General features: G+C 73.0%; 10 protein-coding genes. 8 read left to right on the top strand and 2 right to left on the bottom strand.

What is annotated here, in order from left to right; translation table 11 throughout:
* Positions 1-36 precede the first annotated feature (36 nt).
* The gene (locus ACFY3I_RS31690) at positions 37-1,659 is read left to right on the top strand and encodes a FadD3 family acyl-CoA ligase (protein WP_390864510.1); all 1,623 of its coding nucleotides are present in this window, start codon (positions 37-39) and stop codon (positions 1,657-1,659) included.
* 104 nt (positions 1,660-1,763) lie between these two features.
* On the opposite strand, the gene ACFY3I_RS31685 is transcribed toward ACFY3I_RS31690, so the two are convergent.
* Complete coding sequence (locus tag ACFY3I_RS31685; protein WP_390864509.1) at positions 1,764-2,024, bottom strand: hypothetical protein; 261 nt, start codon at positions 2,022-2,024, stop codon at positions 1,764-1,766.
* Positions 2,025-2,238: 214 nt separating this feature from the next.
* Positions 2,239-5,208 (bottom strand): BTAD domain-containing putative transcriptional regulator, encoded by a 2,970-nt coding sequence (locus ACFY3I_RS31680; protein ID WP_390864508.1) that lies wholly within the window; start codon positions 5,206-5,208, stop codon positions 2,239-2,241.
* A 306-nt stretch (positions 5,209-5,514) separates the two neighbouring features.
* Here ACFY3I_RS31680 and ACFY3I_RS31675 point away from each other — a divergent pair, with 306 nt between their 5' ends.
* The 7 genes from ACFY3I_RS31675 to ACFY3I_RS31645 all read left to right on the top strand — a co-directional run bounded on the left by ACFY3I_RS31675 (position 5,515) and on the right by ACFY3I_RS31645 (position 13,995).
* Positions 5,515-6,750 (top strand): amidohydrolase family protein, encoded by a 1,236-nt coding sequence (locus ACFY3I_RS31675; protein ID WP_390864507.1) that lies wholly within the window; start codon positions 5,515-5,517, stop codon positions 6,748-6,750.
* On the top strand, positions 6,747-7,667 hold the full coding sequence (locus ACFY3I_RS31670; protein ID WP_390864506.1) for an LLM class F420-dependent oxidoreductase: 921 nt from the start codon (positions 6,747-6,749) through the stop codon (positions 7,665-7,667). Before ACFY3I_RS31675 ends, ACFY3I_RS31670 begins: the two co-directional genes overlap by 4 nt.
* Before the next feature lie 12 nt (positions 7,668-7,679).
* Entirely contained in the window at positions 7,680-8,450 is a 771-nt protein-coding gene (locus ACFY3I_RS31665) for an SDR family NAD(P)-dependent oxidoreductase (RefSeq protein ID WP_390864505.1), read from the top strand.
* 88 nt (positions 8,451-8,538) lie between these two features.
* Complete coding sequence (locus ACFY3I_RS31660; RefSeq protein ID WP_390864504.1) at positions 8,539-9,657, top strand: LLM class flavin-dependent oxidoreductase; 1,119 nt, start codon at positions 8,539-8,541, stop codon at positions 9,655-9,657.
* A 30-nt stretch (positions 9,658-9,687) separates the two neighbouring features.
* Positions 9,688-11,511 carry an amidohydrolase family protein gene (locus tag ACFY3I_RS31655; RefSeq protein ID WP_390864673.1) on the top strand — a complete coding sequence of 608 codons (1,824 nt, stop codon included), beginning with the start codon at positions 9,688-9,690 and terminating at the stop codon, positions 11,509-11,511.
* Positions 11,508-12,965, top strand: a complete 1,458-nt coding sequence (locus ACFY3I_RS31650; RefSeq protein WP_390864503.1) for an aldehyde dehydrogenase family protein — start codon at positions 11,508-11,510, stop codon at positions 12,963-12,965. Before ACFY3I_RS31655 ends, ACFY3I_RS31650 begins: the two co-directional genes overlap by 4 nt.
* 118 nt (positions 12,966-13,083) lie before the next feature.
* Positions 13,084-13,995 (top strand): NAD(P)H-binding protein, encoded by a 912-nt coding sequence (locus ACFY3I_RS31645; RefSeq protein ID WP_390864502.1) that lies wholly within the window; start codon positions 13,084-13,086, stop codon positions 13,993-13,995.
* The last annotated feature ends 63 nt before the right edge of the window (positions 13,996-14,058 follow it).

The raw sequence follows: 14,058 nt of genomic DNA, 5'->3' as shown, positions 1-14,058 counted from the left end.
CCGTCAGGCTACCGCTAATCTGACGTACCGTCAGCTATGCGTTCTGTGCTCTCGTCTGGGGAGGCCGTCGTGCGCGGTGACATGGAGTGGGGGACCGTTCCGGGCCTGGTGAGGTCGGCGGCCCGGCGGTACGCCGACGCCGAGGCGGTGGTGGACGGCCGTACCCGGATCACCTACGCGGAGCTGGGCGCCCGGGTGGAACGGGCGGCCGCGGCCTGCCTGGCCGCCGGCGTCGAGACCGGCGACCGGGTGGCCGTCTGGGCCCCCAACTCCCTGGACTGGATCGTCGCGGCGCTGGGCGCGGTCTCGGCGGGCGGGGTACTGGTCCCGCTGAACACCCGCTTCAAGGGCGCCGAGGCGGCGGACGTGCTGCGCCGCAGCGGGGCGCGCCTGCTGTTCGTGACGGGCACGTTCCTCGGGACGTCGTACGTGGCGTCGCTGCGCAGGGCGGCCGGGGAGGGCGACTTCCCGGGCCCGCTGCCGGGGCTCCCGCTGCTGCGCGACGTGGTGGTGCTGGCGGAGGACGCGCCGGCCGACTTCCGCACCTGGAAGGAGTTCCTGGCGGCCGGGGACGGCGTGACAGCGGAGGAGACGGCCGCCCGGGCGGCCGGGCTGGACGGCGGCTCGCTCTCCGACATCGTCTTCACCTCCGGTACCACGGGCCGCCCCAAGGGCGCGATGATCACACACGCGCAGACCCTGCGGGCGTACGAGGTGTGGGCCGACCTGGCGGGACTGCGCGCGGACGACCGCTACCTGATCGTGAACCCCTTCTTCCACACCTTCGGCTACAAGGCGGGGGTGATCGCCTGCCTGATGCGCGGAGCGACGATGATCCCGCAGCCGGTGTTCGACGTGGAGACCGTGCTGGCGAACGTGGCGGCGGAACGGGTGTCGGTGCTGCCGGGACCGCCCACCCTCCACCAGTCGCTCCTGGACCACCCGGCGCGCGACGCCCACGACCTCTCCGCGCTGCGGCTGGTGGTGACCGGTGCGGCGGTCGTGCCCCTGCTCCTCGTCGAGCGCCTGCGCGGCGAACTCGGCGTGCGGACGGTCCTGACGGCGTACGGACTCTCCGAGGCGAGCGGCATCGTGACGATGTGCCGGCGCGAGGACTCCCCCTCGGTGATCGCCTCGACGTCGGGGCGGGCCATCCCCGGCACCGAGGTACGGGTGGACGCGGCACCCGGCGAACCGGGCGAGGTACTGGTACGCGGCTTCAACGTGATGCGCGGCTACTACGAGGACGCCGCCGCGACCGCCGGGACGCTGACGGCGGACGGCTGGCTGCGCACGGGTGACATCGGAGTCCTGGACCCGGCGGGGAACCTGCGGATCACCGACCGGCTGAAGGACATGTTCATCGTCGGCGGCTTCAACGCCTACCCGGCGGAGATAGAGCAACTGCTCGGCCTGCACCCGGACGTGGCGGACGTGGCGGTGATCGGCGTACCGGATGGACGGCTGGGCGAGGTCGGCAGGGCGTTCGTGGTGCTCCGCCGGGGCTCGGTGCTCACCGGGGACGACCTGATCGCCTGGGCGCGCCGCGAGATGGCCAACTACAAGGTGCCGCGGGCGGTGGAGTTCGTGGGCGAACTGCCCCGCAACGCGAGCGGAAAGGTGGTCAAGGAGGTCCTGCGGGGCCGCGGGGTCGCCTAGCCCTGTGACCGGAAAGGTTCACCGGTTCGCGACGCCCGGGGCACGCGTCGGCCGCGGCGGCTCCCCTCCGCGCCGCCGCGGCCGTCCCCGTCCGGTGCGGTCCGTCAGGCCTTCTCGTCCGTCGCGTGGAAGTCGTCGGGCGTGTTCAGGGGCTCCGACGTGGCGTGGAAGTCCTTGCTGGCGACGTCACCCCCGCCGGTGGCCGGGGCGGTGGCGGTGTCCGCGGCCGGCTTCGTGGCGGCGGCCGGGGCGGCCGCCGGGTCGAAGTCCGGCTTCGGGTCGACGATGAGAGCGGCGGCGGCGTCGGCCGGCTCGCTCGTGGCGTGGAAGTCGTCGGGCTTGACGGTCCCGGTGTTGTCGGGCATGGGTGACTCCTAGAGAGCGGAACGGTACGAAGTGGGGGATGCCCGTCCGGTCACTCCCCCGAGTGTCACCGGGCGGGCATCGCACGGCCGTTCACCCTAGTGGTGCGGCCATGGCACCGAGCCGTCTGCCCCCCGACGCGACGGTCCGGCACCACTGAGAGTGCCGTGCGGCGATAAACGAATGATGAACGCAGGTGAGGGTCCGGGCCCGGGGCTAGGGCATGCCCTGGCGCACCTGGGCGGACTCCAGCAGCCGGCGTACGTCCGCGGCCTCCGGCGATCCCGATGCCTCGAAGACCGACAGCGCCTCCTGCCAGCAGACCTTCGCGCGGTCGGTCTGGCCGACGCCGTGCAGGCCGCGGCCCAGGGCGGTGAGGATGTTGGCGCGGCGCCACTCCCCGCCGATGCCGTGCAGCACGGCCAGCGCCTGCTCCGCGCACGCCGCGGCCTGTGCGGGGCCGTGGTCGGCCAGGTGGAGTTCGGCGATCCGGAAGAGCGTCATGCCGTGCCACAGCTGCTGCCGCGCGTCCTGGAACACGCCCAGGGCGTCGGTGAGCGTCTCCAGGGCGAGGCGGGTCTCTCCCGCGCTGGTCAGGGCGAGCCCGAGCGCGTACTTGCCGTTGGCCAGGCGCAGGGCCATGCCGGTGTCGTCCCGTGCGTAGATGGTGACCCCCTGGCGGGCCAGGGAGACCGCGCTCTCGGTCCGGCCGGTCGCCAGGTGGACCCGCGACAGGTTGCACAGGGCGCTGGCCTCACCGGGGGTGTTCCCGTCGGCCCGGAAGGCGGCCAGGGCCTGCGTCAGGTGCTGCTCGGCCTCGGCGTGCCGCGCGCTGTAGAGGGCGATGATGCCCTGCTGGTTGGGTGCCTGGGCACACACCACCGGGTCCCCGGCGGCGAGACCGAGCCGGAGCGCCTCGCCCGCCTCCCGGTCGGACTCCGCGAACTGGCCCGAGAAGCCGAGGAGATGGCTGTGCATGAGGCGGGCCCGGCCCTCGGCGTAGGCGTCGCCGTGCCGCTGTGCCGCGGAGATCACCGCGGTGGCCGCCCGGACGTACTGGCGGGCACTGATCCCGGACTCCCCGAGGTCGACCGCCGCCACGAGGAGATCGGCCGCCCGGCGCAGCCTCCCGGCCGTGCCCGCTGCCTGCTGCACGGCCGCCAGCACTCCGCTCGCCTCGGTGAACAGCCAGTCCAGTGCCCTGTCCCGGCCGGTGAAGGCCAGGCCCGGGTAGGCGCCGCGGATCAGGTGGTCCAGCACGCGTTCCCCGGGCCGCTCGATCGCGTACACCCCCGCGGCCGTGGCCAGGTAGAAGTCCAGGAGGCGGGAGACCGCGGCCTCGCGTTCGCCGGGCGGCCGCTCGTCGCGTTCCGCGCACGCACGCGCGTAGAGCCGGACCAGGTCGTGGAAGCGGTAGCGGCCGGGGGCCGCCGACTCCACGAGGGAGGTGTCGACCAAGGCTTCCAGGAGGTCCTCGGTGTCCTCCGCGGGGAGGTCCAGGACCGCCGCGGCCGCGGCCAGCGAGATGTCCGGTCCGTCGGCCAGACCCAGCAGGCGGAAGGCGCGGGCCTGAGCCGGTTCCAGCTGGCCGTAGCCGAGTTCGAAGGTCGCCTTCACCGCCAGGTCGCCGGCCTGGAGCTCGTCCAGGCGGCGGCGCTCGTCGGCGAGCTTGGCCGCCAGTACCGAGACCGTCCAGGTGCGGCGGGCCGCGAGCCGGGACGCGGCGATCCGGATCGCCAGCGGCAGGAAGCCGCACGCGGCCACCACGTCCAGCGCCGCCTCGCGCTCGGCGGCCACCCGTTCCGCGCCGACGATCCTCGTGAAGAGCTGGAGGGCCTCGTCGGGGGACATGACGTCCAGGTCCACCAGGTGCGCCCCGGCCAGGTCGACCATCCGCACCCGTGAGGTGATCAGCGCGGCACAGCCCTCGGTGCCCGGCAGCAGCGGGCGTACCTGGGCCGCGTCCTTCGCGTTGTCCAGCAGGACCAGCACCCGGCGGCCGTCCAGCACCGAGCGGTACAGGGCCGCCCGGTCCTCCAGGGTGTCCGGGACGGCCGAGTCCGGCGTGCCGAGGGCGCGGAGGAAGGAGCCGAGGACGGTCTCCGGTTCCGCCGCCCGGGGCCCCGCGCCCTGCAGGTCGACGTACAACTGGCCGTCCGGGAAGGCCGACCGGGCCTGGTGGGCCACGTGGACGGCGAGTGTGGTCTTGCCCACGCCGCCGATCCCGGCCAGCGCGGACACGGCCATCACGCGGCCCTCCGCCGACGCCAGCACCTCGCCCAGTTCGGTGACGCAGGCCGACCGGCCGGTGAAGTCGGGGACGGTCGCCGGGAGCTGGGCCGGGCGGACGAGTGCGGCCGGAGCGTCCGCGGCGGGCGAGGAGGGCTCCGCGAGCGCCGGGTCGGCCCGCAGGATCCGCTGCTGGAGGTCGCGCAGGCCCGGTCGCGGGTCGACGCCCAGTTCCTCGGCCAGCAGACGCCGGGTGTCCGCGTACACGGCCAGCGCCTCGGCCTGCCGGCCGCTGCGGTACAGCGCCAGCATCAGCAGTTCGCGCAGCCGTTCGCGGAGCGGATGGGCCGCCGTCAGCGCGGTCAGCTCCGACACCGCCTCCGCGTGGCAGCCCTGCTCGAGGTCCATGTCCAGTCGGGACTCCAGGAGTTGGAGCCGCCACTCGTCCAGCCGGACCCGGTGCGCGTCCGCGTACGGGCCGGGGACTCCGGCCAGTGCCTCGCCGTCCCACCGGGACAGGGCGTGCCCGAGCAGCTCCCGCGCCCGGCCCAGGTCCCCGCCGCTGCGCGCCTTCTCCGCCTCCGCCGCCAGGTCCTGCACCACGACCAGGTCGAGGGCGCCCACCCCGAGACCGCGCACCGCGTAGCCGCCGGACTCGCTGACCAGGACGCCCGGGGCGAGGACCTTCCGCAGCCGGGACGCGTACGTCCGGACCGCCGCCAGCGCCTGCGACGGCGGCTCGGGGCCCCACAGCGCGTCGATCAGCTCGCCCGCGGTCGCCGTGCGGCCCTCGCGCAGCAACAGGGCGGCGAGCAGGGCGCGTTGCTGGGGGGAGCCGGTGTTGAGCGGCTGTCCCTCGCGCCAGGCGCGCACCGGACCGAGCACACTGAAGCGCAACGCCGCCTCCGTCGAGGAGGAGGGGCGCCGCTGCTCCGGTACCCGCGGTCCACCGTCCATGCCCGTCCCCCTAGACGTCCCGATCCACACCGTCAGTCTGCCTTGTCCGCGCGAGCCGCGTCAGCCTGGCGAGACACCGATCACAGGCCGGCGCACGGTGGTGCACACAGTCTTCACACGGCGGTCGCCGCCGCGAACGGGTCCGGTTCACGGCGGAACGCCCCGGCCGGCCGGACCGGCCTCCCGCCGTCCGGTGCCGGTGCGCACGCTCAGCGTACGGCTGCCGGGGCGTTACCCGGCCCTCCGGCTGACGAACCGTCATTCCGATAGCTGACGGTTCGTCAGATCAGCGCTACCGTGAGCGCCATGGACACCCAGGACGGCACCTTCCCGCTGATCATCTCCGTCGACGACCACACCGTGGAGCCGCCGGACGTCTGGCAGTCCCGCCTCCCGAAGAAGTACCTGGACACCGGACCGCGCATCGTCCGGGCCCCACTGCGCGAGATGAGCTTCCTCGGCGGCCGCTTCAAGCCGGTCATGGGCGGCCCCGGCGAGGACGGCCCGATCGGTGACTGGTGGATCTACGAGGGCCTGCACCGCCCCCTCACCCGCCTCGACACCGCGGTCGGCTACAGCCGGGACGAGATCAAGCTGGAGGTGATCACGTACGAGCAGATGCGGCCCGGCTCCTACGACGTCCCGCGGCGGCTCGCCGACATGGACGTCAACCACGTCCAGTCCGCCCTCTGCTTCCCGACCTTCCCCCGGTTCTGCGGCCAGACCTTCACCGAGGCCACCGACCGCGAACTGGCCCTGCTCTGCGTCCAGGCCTACAACGACTGGATGGTGGAGGAGTGGTGCGGTCCGCTCGCGCGGGGCCGGCTGATACCCCTGACCCTCATCCCCCTGTGGGACGCAGACCTGGCCGCCGCCGAGGTCCGCCGCAACGCGGCCCGCGGGGTCCGGGCCGTCGCCTTCTCCGAGATCCCCCCGCACCTCGGGCTGCCGTCCGTCCACACCGACGACTGGGACCCCTTCCTCGCCGCCTGCGACGAGACCGGCACGGTCGTCGCCATGCACATCGGCTCCAGCAGCCGGATGCCCTCCACCTCCGCGGACGCCCCGCCGGCCGTCGGCTCCACCATCACCTTCGCCAACTGCTGCTTCTCGATGGTCGACTGGCTGATGAGCGGCAAGTTCGAGCGCTTCCCGGACCTGAAGGTGATGTACGCGGAGGGCCAGATCGGCTGGATCCCCTACATCCTGGAGCGCGCCGACGTCGTCTGGGAGGAGAACCGCGCCTGGGGCGGCGTAGCCGACAAGGTCACCCGCCCGCCCTCCGAACTCTTCGCCGAGCACGTGTACGGCTGCTTCTTCGACGACGCCTTCGGCCTGAGGAACCTCGACGCGATCGGCCTCGGCAACGTCCTCTACGAGACCGACTACCCGCACTCCGACTCCACCTGGCCCAAGTCCCGCGAGGTCGGCGAGGCGCAGATGGGCCACCTCGCTCCGGACGTCGTCGAACGCATCGTCCGCGGCAACGCCATCGACCTGCTGGGCCTCACCCCCGAGGGACTCTGGGGCGGTACGCGGTGACCGACTACGGCATCCAGCTGCCCGTCCAGTCCCAGTCCACGATCTACGCCGAGCGGTGGGAGGCGGACGCGGGCGCCGCGGACCTGGTCGAGATCGCCCGGGCCGTCGAGCGCGCCGGGTTCGCCTACCTCGCCGTCTGCGACCACGTGGCGATCCCGCACCGGCTGGCCGCCGCCATGAGCACGGTCTGGTACGACCCGGTCGCCACCCTCGCCCACCTGGCCGCCGTCACCGAACGGATCCGGCTGCTCAGCCATGTCGCGGTGGTCGGCCTGCGCCACCCGCTGCTGTCCGCCAAGCAGTACGCGACCCTCGACCATCTCTCCGGCGGCCGGCTGGTCCTCGGCGTCGGGGCCGGTCACGTGCGGGAGGAGTTCGAGGTGCTGGGGGTGGACTTCGGGCAGCGCGGCGCGGTCCTCGACGAGGCGGTCGACGCGCTGCGCGCCGCCCTCGGCCCGGACGAGTTCCCCGTCCACCACGGGAAGTTCTACGACTTCGAGGGGCTCGGGCAGCGGCCCAGGCCCGCGCAGCGGCGGGTGCCGGTGTGGGTCGGCGGGTCGTCACCGGCCGCGGTGCGGCGGGCCGCGCTCAAGGGCGACGGCTGGCTGCCGCAGGGCGACCCGAGGGACCGGCTGCCCGCCCAGATCGCCCGGCTGCGGCGGCTGCGGGCGGAGGCGGGCGTCGGCGAACCGATCACCGTCGGCGCGATCACCGAGCCGCTGTACGTCGGCACGCCCGGGTGGGACGTCGGCCGCCGCACCCTCAGCGGCCCTCCCGGGGCCCTCGCCGAGTCGCTGCGGGCCTACGGCGAGATGGGCGTGGACCAGATCCAGGTGCGGTTCCGCAGCCGCGGCCGGACCGAACTCATCGACCAGATAGCGGCGTTCGGGGCCGAGGTCGCGCCCCGGCTGAGCTGAGGAGCGGGTGGCATGGGCAAGCTGGACGGGCGGGTCGTCATCGTCACCGGGGCGGCGCGCGGGCAGGGCGAGCAGGAGGCGCGGCTCTTCGCCGGGGAGGGCGCGAGCGTGGTCGTGGCGGACGTCCTGGACGACCTCGGCGAGGCGCTGGCCAAGGAGATCGGGGCGCGCTACGTCCACCTGGACGTGGGGGTGGAGGAGGAGTGGCAGGCCGCGGTCGCCACGACGAAGCAGGCGTACGGCCGCCTCGACGGGCTGGTGAACAACGCGGGCATCCTGCGGTTCAACGCGCTCGTGGACACGCCCCTGGACGAGTTCATGCAGGTCGTGCAGGTGAACCAGGTCGGCTGCTTCCTGGGCATGAAGACGGTGGCGCCGGAGCTGGCCGACGGGGGCACCATCGTCAACACGGCCTCCTACACGGCGCTGACGGGGATGGCCGCGGTGGGCACGTACGCCGCGACCAAGCACGCGGTGCTCGGGCTCACCCGGGTCGCCGCCCTGGAGCTGGCCGGCCGGCGGATCCGGGTCAACGCGATCTGCCCGGGCGCCATCGACACCGCGATGTCCAATCCGGCGCGGCTCGACCCCGCGGCCGACCCGGAGGAGATGAGCCGGGCCCTGGACGAGCTGTACCGCAGGCTGGTGCCGCTGGGCCGGATCGGGCGGGCCGAGGAGGTGGCCAGGCTGGCGCTGTTCCTGACCTCGGACGACTCGTCGTACATCACCGGGCAGCCGTTCGTGATCGACGGCGGGTGGCTGGCGGGGGTCAGTGTCATCTGACGTGTCGTCAGCTCTTGACCTTTCTGACGGTACGTCAGAAAGTCGTAGGACTCATAGGGACCACCTGGACTTGGGACGGTGAACCGCCGTGGAATTCGGCCTCTTTGTACAGGGATACGTGGGCAAGCGAGCCGAGACCGACCCGCTGGCCGAACACAAGGCACTGATGGAGGAGACCGAGTACGTCATCCAGGCGGACAAGTCCGGCTTCAAGTACGCCTGGGCGTCCGAGCACCACTTCCTCGACGAGTACTCCCACCTGTCCGCCAACGACGTCTACCTCGGCTACCTCGCGCACGCCACCGAGCGGATCCACCTCGGCTCCGGGATCTTCAACCCCCTCGCCCAGGTCAACCACCCGGTGAAGGTCGCCGAGAAGGTCGCCATGCTCGACCACCTCACCGGCAACCGCTTCGAGTTCGGCAGCGGACGCGGGGCCGGCTCCCACGAGATCCTCGGATTCATCCCCGGTGTGACCGACATGAACTACACCAAGGAGATCTGGGAGGAGACCATCGCCGAGTTCCCCAAGATGTGGCTCCAGGACGAGTACGTCGGCTTCCAGGGCAAGCACTGGCAACTGCCGCCGCGCAAGGTGCTGCCGAAGCCGTACGGAAGGTCCCACCCCGCGATGTGGTACGCGGCCGGGTCGCCGCCGTCGTACGCCATGGCCGCGAAGAAGGGGCTCGGCGTCCTGGGCTTCAGCATCCAGAAGGTCTCCGACATGGAGTGGGTGCTGGAGCAGTACAAGACGGCGATCGTGAACGCCGAGCCGGTCGGGGACTTCGTCAACGACAACGTGATGGTGACGACGACCGCGATCTGCGCGCCGACCCACGACGAGGCGATCCGGATCGCCGCGTCCGGCGGGCTCCACTACCTGCCCTCCCTGGTCTTCCGCTACCACGACACCTTCCCGCGGCCCGAGGGCTTCCCCGTGTGGCCGGAGACGCTGCCCGAGTACACGCCGGAGTTCGTGGAACTGCTCGTCGAGGAGGAACTGCTGATCTGCGGCGACCCCGACGAGGTGCTGCGGCAGTGCAAGCGGTGGGAGCAGGCAGGCGCGGACCAGCTGAGCTTCGGGCTGCCGGTGGGGGTGCCGAAGGAGGAGACGCTGCAGACGATCCGGCTGATCGGGGAGCACGTGATCCCGAAGATCGACACGGACCCCGTTCACCGGACGACCCGGTTCCGGGGCGCCGCGTAGTCGCCGTCGCGGGGTGCGGGTGCGTCGCGGCTGGTCGCGCAGTTCCTCCCCGCAGCCTTCGGCCGGGGGGACCCCCAGCGCCCCCGGGTGAGTAGTCCTGACGCTAACCAAGAGGTGAGCCCAATGCTCGATCACGTCATCGAAGGGGCGACGGTCGTCGACGGGACCGGCGCGCCCGCCTTCACCGCCGACGTCGGCATCCGCGACGGCCGGATCGCCGTCGTCGGTGCCGTCACCGAGGAGTCCCGCAGCAGCGAGGACGCCACCGGGCTCGTGCTCGCGCCCGGGTTCGTCGATCCGCACACGCACTACGACGCCCAGCTGTTCTGGGACCCGTACGCGACCCCCTCCCTGAACCACGGGGTCACCACGGTCGCGGCCGGCAACTGCGGTTTCACCCTCGCCCCGTTGAACCCGGCCCGCCCCGAGGACGCCGACTACACCCGGCGCATGATGTCCAAGGTCGAGGGCATGTCCCTGGTCGCCCTTGAGGAAGGGGCGCCCTGGACCTGGAGCTCCTTCGGGGAGTACCTGGACGCCCTGGAGGGGCGGATCGCCGTCAACGCGGGCTTCATGGTGGGGCACTGCGCCCTGCGCCGTCACGTGATGGGCGCGGACGCGGTGGGCGGGCAGCCCAGTGACGGGCAACTCGACGAGATCGTCGCGTTGTTGCACGAGGCCATGGACGCCGGCGCGTGGGGATTCTCCACCACCCAGTCCAGCACCCACTCCGACGGCGACGGGCAGCCGGTCGCCTCCCGGCACGCACTGCCCGCCGAACTGCTGGCCCTGGCCAAGGCCGTCGGCGAACACGAGGGAACCCAGATCGAGGCGATCACCGCGGGGTGCCTGGACCAGTTCAGCGACGCCGAGATCGAACTGCTCGCGGAGATGAGCGCGACGGCCGGACGCCCCCTGAACTGGAACGTGCTGACCGTGGACGCCGCCGTCCCGGAACGGGTGCCGCGGCAGCTCCAGGCCAGCGAGCGGGCCCGCAAGGCGGGCGGCCGGGTGGTGGCCCTCACCATGCCGATCCTCACGCCGATGAACATGTCCCTGGGGACCTTCTGCGCGCTGAACCTGATCCCCGGCTGGGGGCCGGTCCTCGCCCTGCCGGTTCCGGAGCGGATCGAGAGGCTGCGCGATCCCGCCGTACGCACGGAGATGCTGGCGCGCGCCCACTCCAAGGAGGCCGGGGTCTTCCGGCGGCTGGCGAACTTCGGCCGGTACGTCATCGGGGACACCTACAGCGAGGCGAACGCCGGGCTGAGCGGCCGGGTGGTCGGGGACATCGCCAGGGAACGCGGCCAGGAACCCTTCCACGCCCTGGTCGAGATCTGCGCCGCGGACGACCTCCGTACCGTCCTGTGGCCCATGCCCACCGACAACGACCCCGCCTCCTGGGCGCTGCGCGCCGAGACCTGGCAGCACGCGGACGTCCTGCTCGGCGGGTCCGACGCCGGGGCGCACCTGGACCGGATGTGCGGGGCGCCCTACACCACCCGGTTCCTCGGCGACTGCCTGCGCGGCCGGAAACTGCTCGGTCTGGAGCAGGCCGTGAAGATGCTGACCGACGATCCCGCCCGGCTCTTCGGGCTGCGGGAACGCGGGCGGATCGCGGAGGGCTGGCACGCGGACCTGGTCCTCTTCGACCCGGAACGGATCGCCGCCGGCCAGGCCACCCTGGTGCACGACCTGCCGGGAGACAGCCCGCGCCTGGACTCGAAGGCGATCGGCGTGCGCGCGGTCTGGGTCAACGGCGTCGAGGCCATCCGGAACGACGTGGTGAGCGGGACCGTACCGGGGAAGGTGCTGCGGTCCGGACGGGACACCAGGACGGTGAGCACCCGGTGAGCGCGGCGGGCCGGCAGCGGCTGTTCGTCGGGGGCGCCTGGACCGAGCCGGACGCCGGGCACTATCCGGTGGTCGACCCGGCGACCGAGGAGACCGTCGGCTGGGCGCCCGAGGCCTCCGAGGAGCAGGTGCTGGCCGCCTGCGCAGCCGCCCGGGAGGCCTTCGGGGCGTGGTCGCGGACGCCGGCGGCGGAGCGCGCCGCGGTGCTGGGCCGGGCCGCCGACATCATCCGCGGGCGGCTCGGCGAGCACGCGGACCTCGCCCGCGCCGAGACGGGCGCGACCACCGCCACCGCCCGCGCCATGCAGGTGGGGGTGGCGGTGGCCAGGTTCCGGCGGTACGCGACCGTCGAGCCCGCCGAGTGGGCGATCCCACCACAGATCAACGAAGCCGGACCGATGGGGAAGGCCGCGGTGATGGGCGCGCTTGCCGTGCGGCAGCCGGTCGGTGTGGTCAGCTGCATCACCTCCTACAACAACCCGTGGGCCAACCCGGCGGGCAAGATCGCCCCGGCCCTCGCCATGGGCAACACGGTGGTGGTGAAGCCGGCCCCGCAGGACCCCCTGTCCGTGTACCGGATGGCGGAGGCGCTGGAGGCGGCCGGGGCGCCGCCCGGTGTGGTGAACGTCGTCTCCGGCCGCTCCAGCGGGGTCGGGGAGGCGGCCGTCGCCTCCCCCGACGTCGACATGGTCAGCTTCACCGGGTCCACGGCCGTCGGACAGCGCATCGCCGAGGTGTGCGGGCGGCACATGAAAAGGCAGTTGATGGAACTGGGCGGCAAGGGCGCCGCGGTCGTCCTCGACGACGCGGACCTCGGCTCGGCCGTCTCAGGGATCGGCACCACGTTCTCCTTCTACAGCGGACAGATCTGCACGGCGCCCACCCGGGTGCTGGTGCAGCGCGGGCTGTACGACCGTCTGGTGGCCGGACTCGCCGCGTACGCGGGCCGGCTGACGGTGGGGGACCCGGCGGCTCCGGACACGGTGGTCGGACCGGTCATCACCGCCGAGCACCGGGCGCGCGTCGAGTCGTACGTGGAACTCGCCCGGAAGGAGGGCGCGACGGTGGTGACCGGCGGCGAACGCCCTTCGCCGGAGCGCGGTTTCTACGTCGCCCCCACCCTCCTCGCCGACTGCGGCAACGACATGCGGGCGGTCCGCGAGGAGATCTTCGGGCCGGTCGTCTCCGTCGTCCCCTTCGACGACGAGGAGGAGGGCATCGCCCTCGCCAACGACTCCGACTACGGCCTCATCGACTACGTCTGGTCCTCGGACGTGGCCCGGGCCTTCCGGGTGGCGCGCCGGCTGCGCGCGGGCGGCGTCGGGATCAACACGGTCGGCCGGAACATGGAGGCTCCCTTCGGCGGGTTCAAGAAGAGCGGGGTGGGCCGGGACGTCGGCTCGTACGCCCTGCACGCCTACAGCGAGGTGCAGGCGCTCGTGTGGCCCGGGTGAGCGAGCGGTGCCGCCGGGGCGGCTACTCCTGACGTGTGGCCCGCCCGGCGGGGCGTGCCGCGAGGCGGTCCGCGTGCCGTAGAAAGGCGGAGCGGGTTGCCGACTGCGGGAGGACGTCTTGCCGAGTGCTGATCCGATCCTGGTCACCGGTGCGGCCGCCGGCGGCGTCGGAGGTGTGGGCGGGAAGGTCGTCGGGGAGTTGTGCCGGCACGGGGTGCCGGTGCGGGCGCTGGTGCACCACGACGACGACCGGGCCACCGCCCTGCGGGCCCTCGACGGTGTCGAGGTGGTGGTCGGCGACCTCACGCGCGGTGCGGACGTGGTGGCGGCCCTGGCGGGCTGCCGCCGGGTCTACTTCGGGATGAGCCCGTCGCTCGGCTACCTGGAGGCCGCGACGATCATGGCGGCGGCGGGCCTGGAGAGCGGGCGGCTCGACCTGCTGGTGAACATGTCGCAGATGACCGTCTCCCAGATGAGCCTCACCAGCAGCGCGGAGTCGCACCAGCAGCGACTGCACTGGCTCTCCGAGCACGTCCTCGACTGGTCCGGTCTGCCGGTCGTCCACGTCCGGCCCACGGTGTTCATGGAGAACCCGCTGTTCGGCATGCTCGCCGTCGCCTCCGCCCGGCGCGACGGCACCGTCCGCCTCCCCTTCGGCACCGCCCGCACCTCGCCGGTGGCGGCCCGCGACGTGGCCGCGGTCGTCGCCCGTCTGCTGCTCGACCCCTCGCCGCGAACCGGCCGGGTCCACGAACTCACCGGCGCCGGATCCCGTGACATGACCGCGATCGCCGCCGAGTTCTCGGCCGCGCTGGGCCGCACGGTGACGTACGTCGACGTGCCCTACGACGAGTGGGTCGAGCACGACCTCGAGCCGCTGGGTCTGGACCCGCACCTCTTCGACCACATCGCCACGATGGCCAGGCTGCACGGCGAGAACCGCTACGACCGGGCGACCGACGAGGTCGAGGACCTCCTGGGACGCCCGCCGCTGGGCTTCGACAGCCTGCTGGACGCCGCGCCGGACTGACCGAGGCGTCGCACCCGGGGCCGGCGCCCGGCTCTCGTGCTCCGGGCGCCCACGCTGCTCCGC

The sequence above is a fragment of the Streptomyces sp. NPDC001068 genome, from assembly GCF_042897315.1.
In the GTDB taxonomy this organism is placed as follows: domain Bacteria; phylum Actinomycetota; class Actinomycetes; order Streptomycetales; family Streptomycetaceae; genus Streptomyces.
This window is presented reverse-complemented; position numbering and strand designations above follow the sequence as displayed.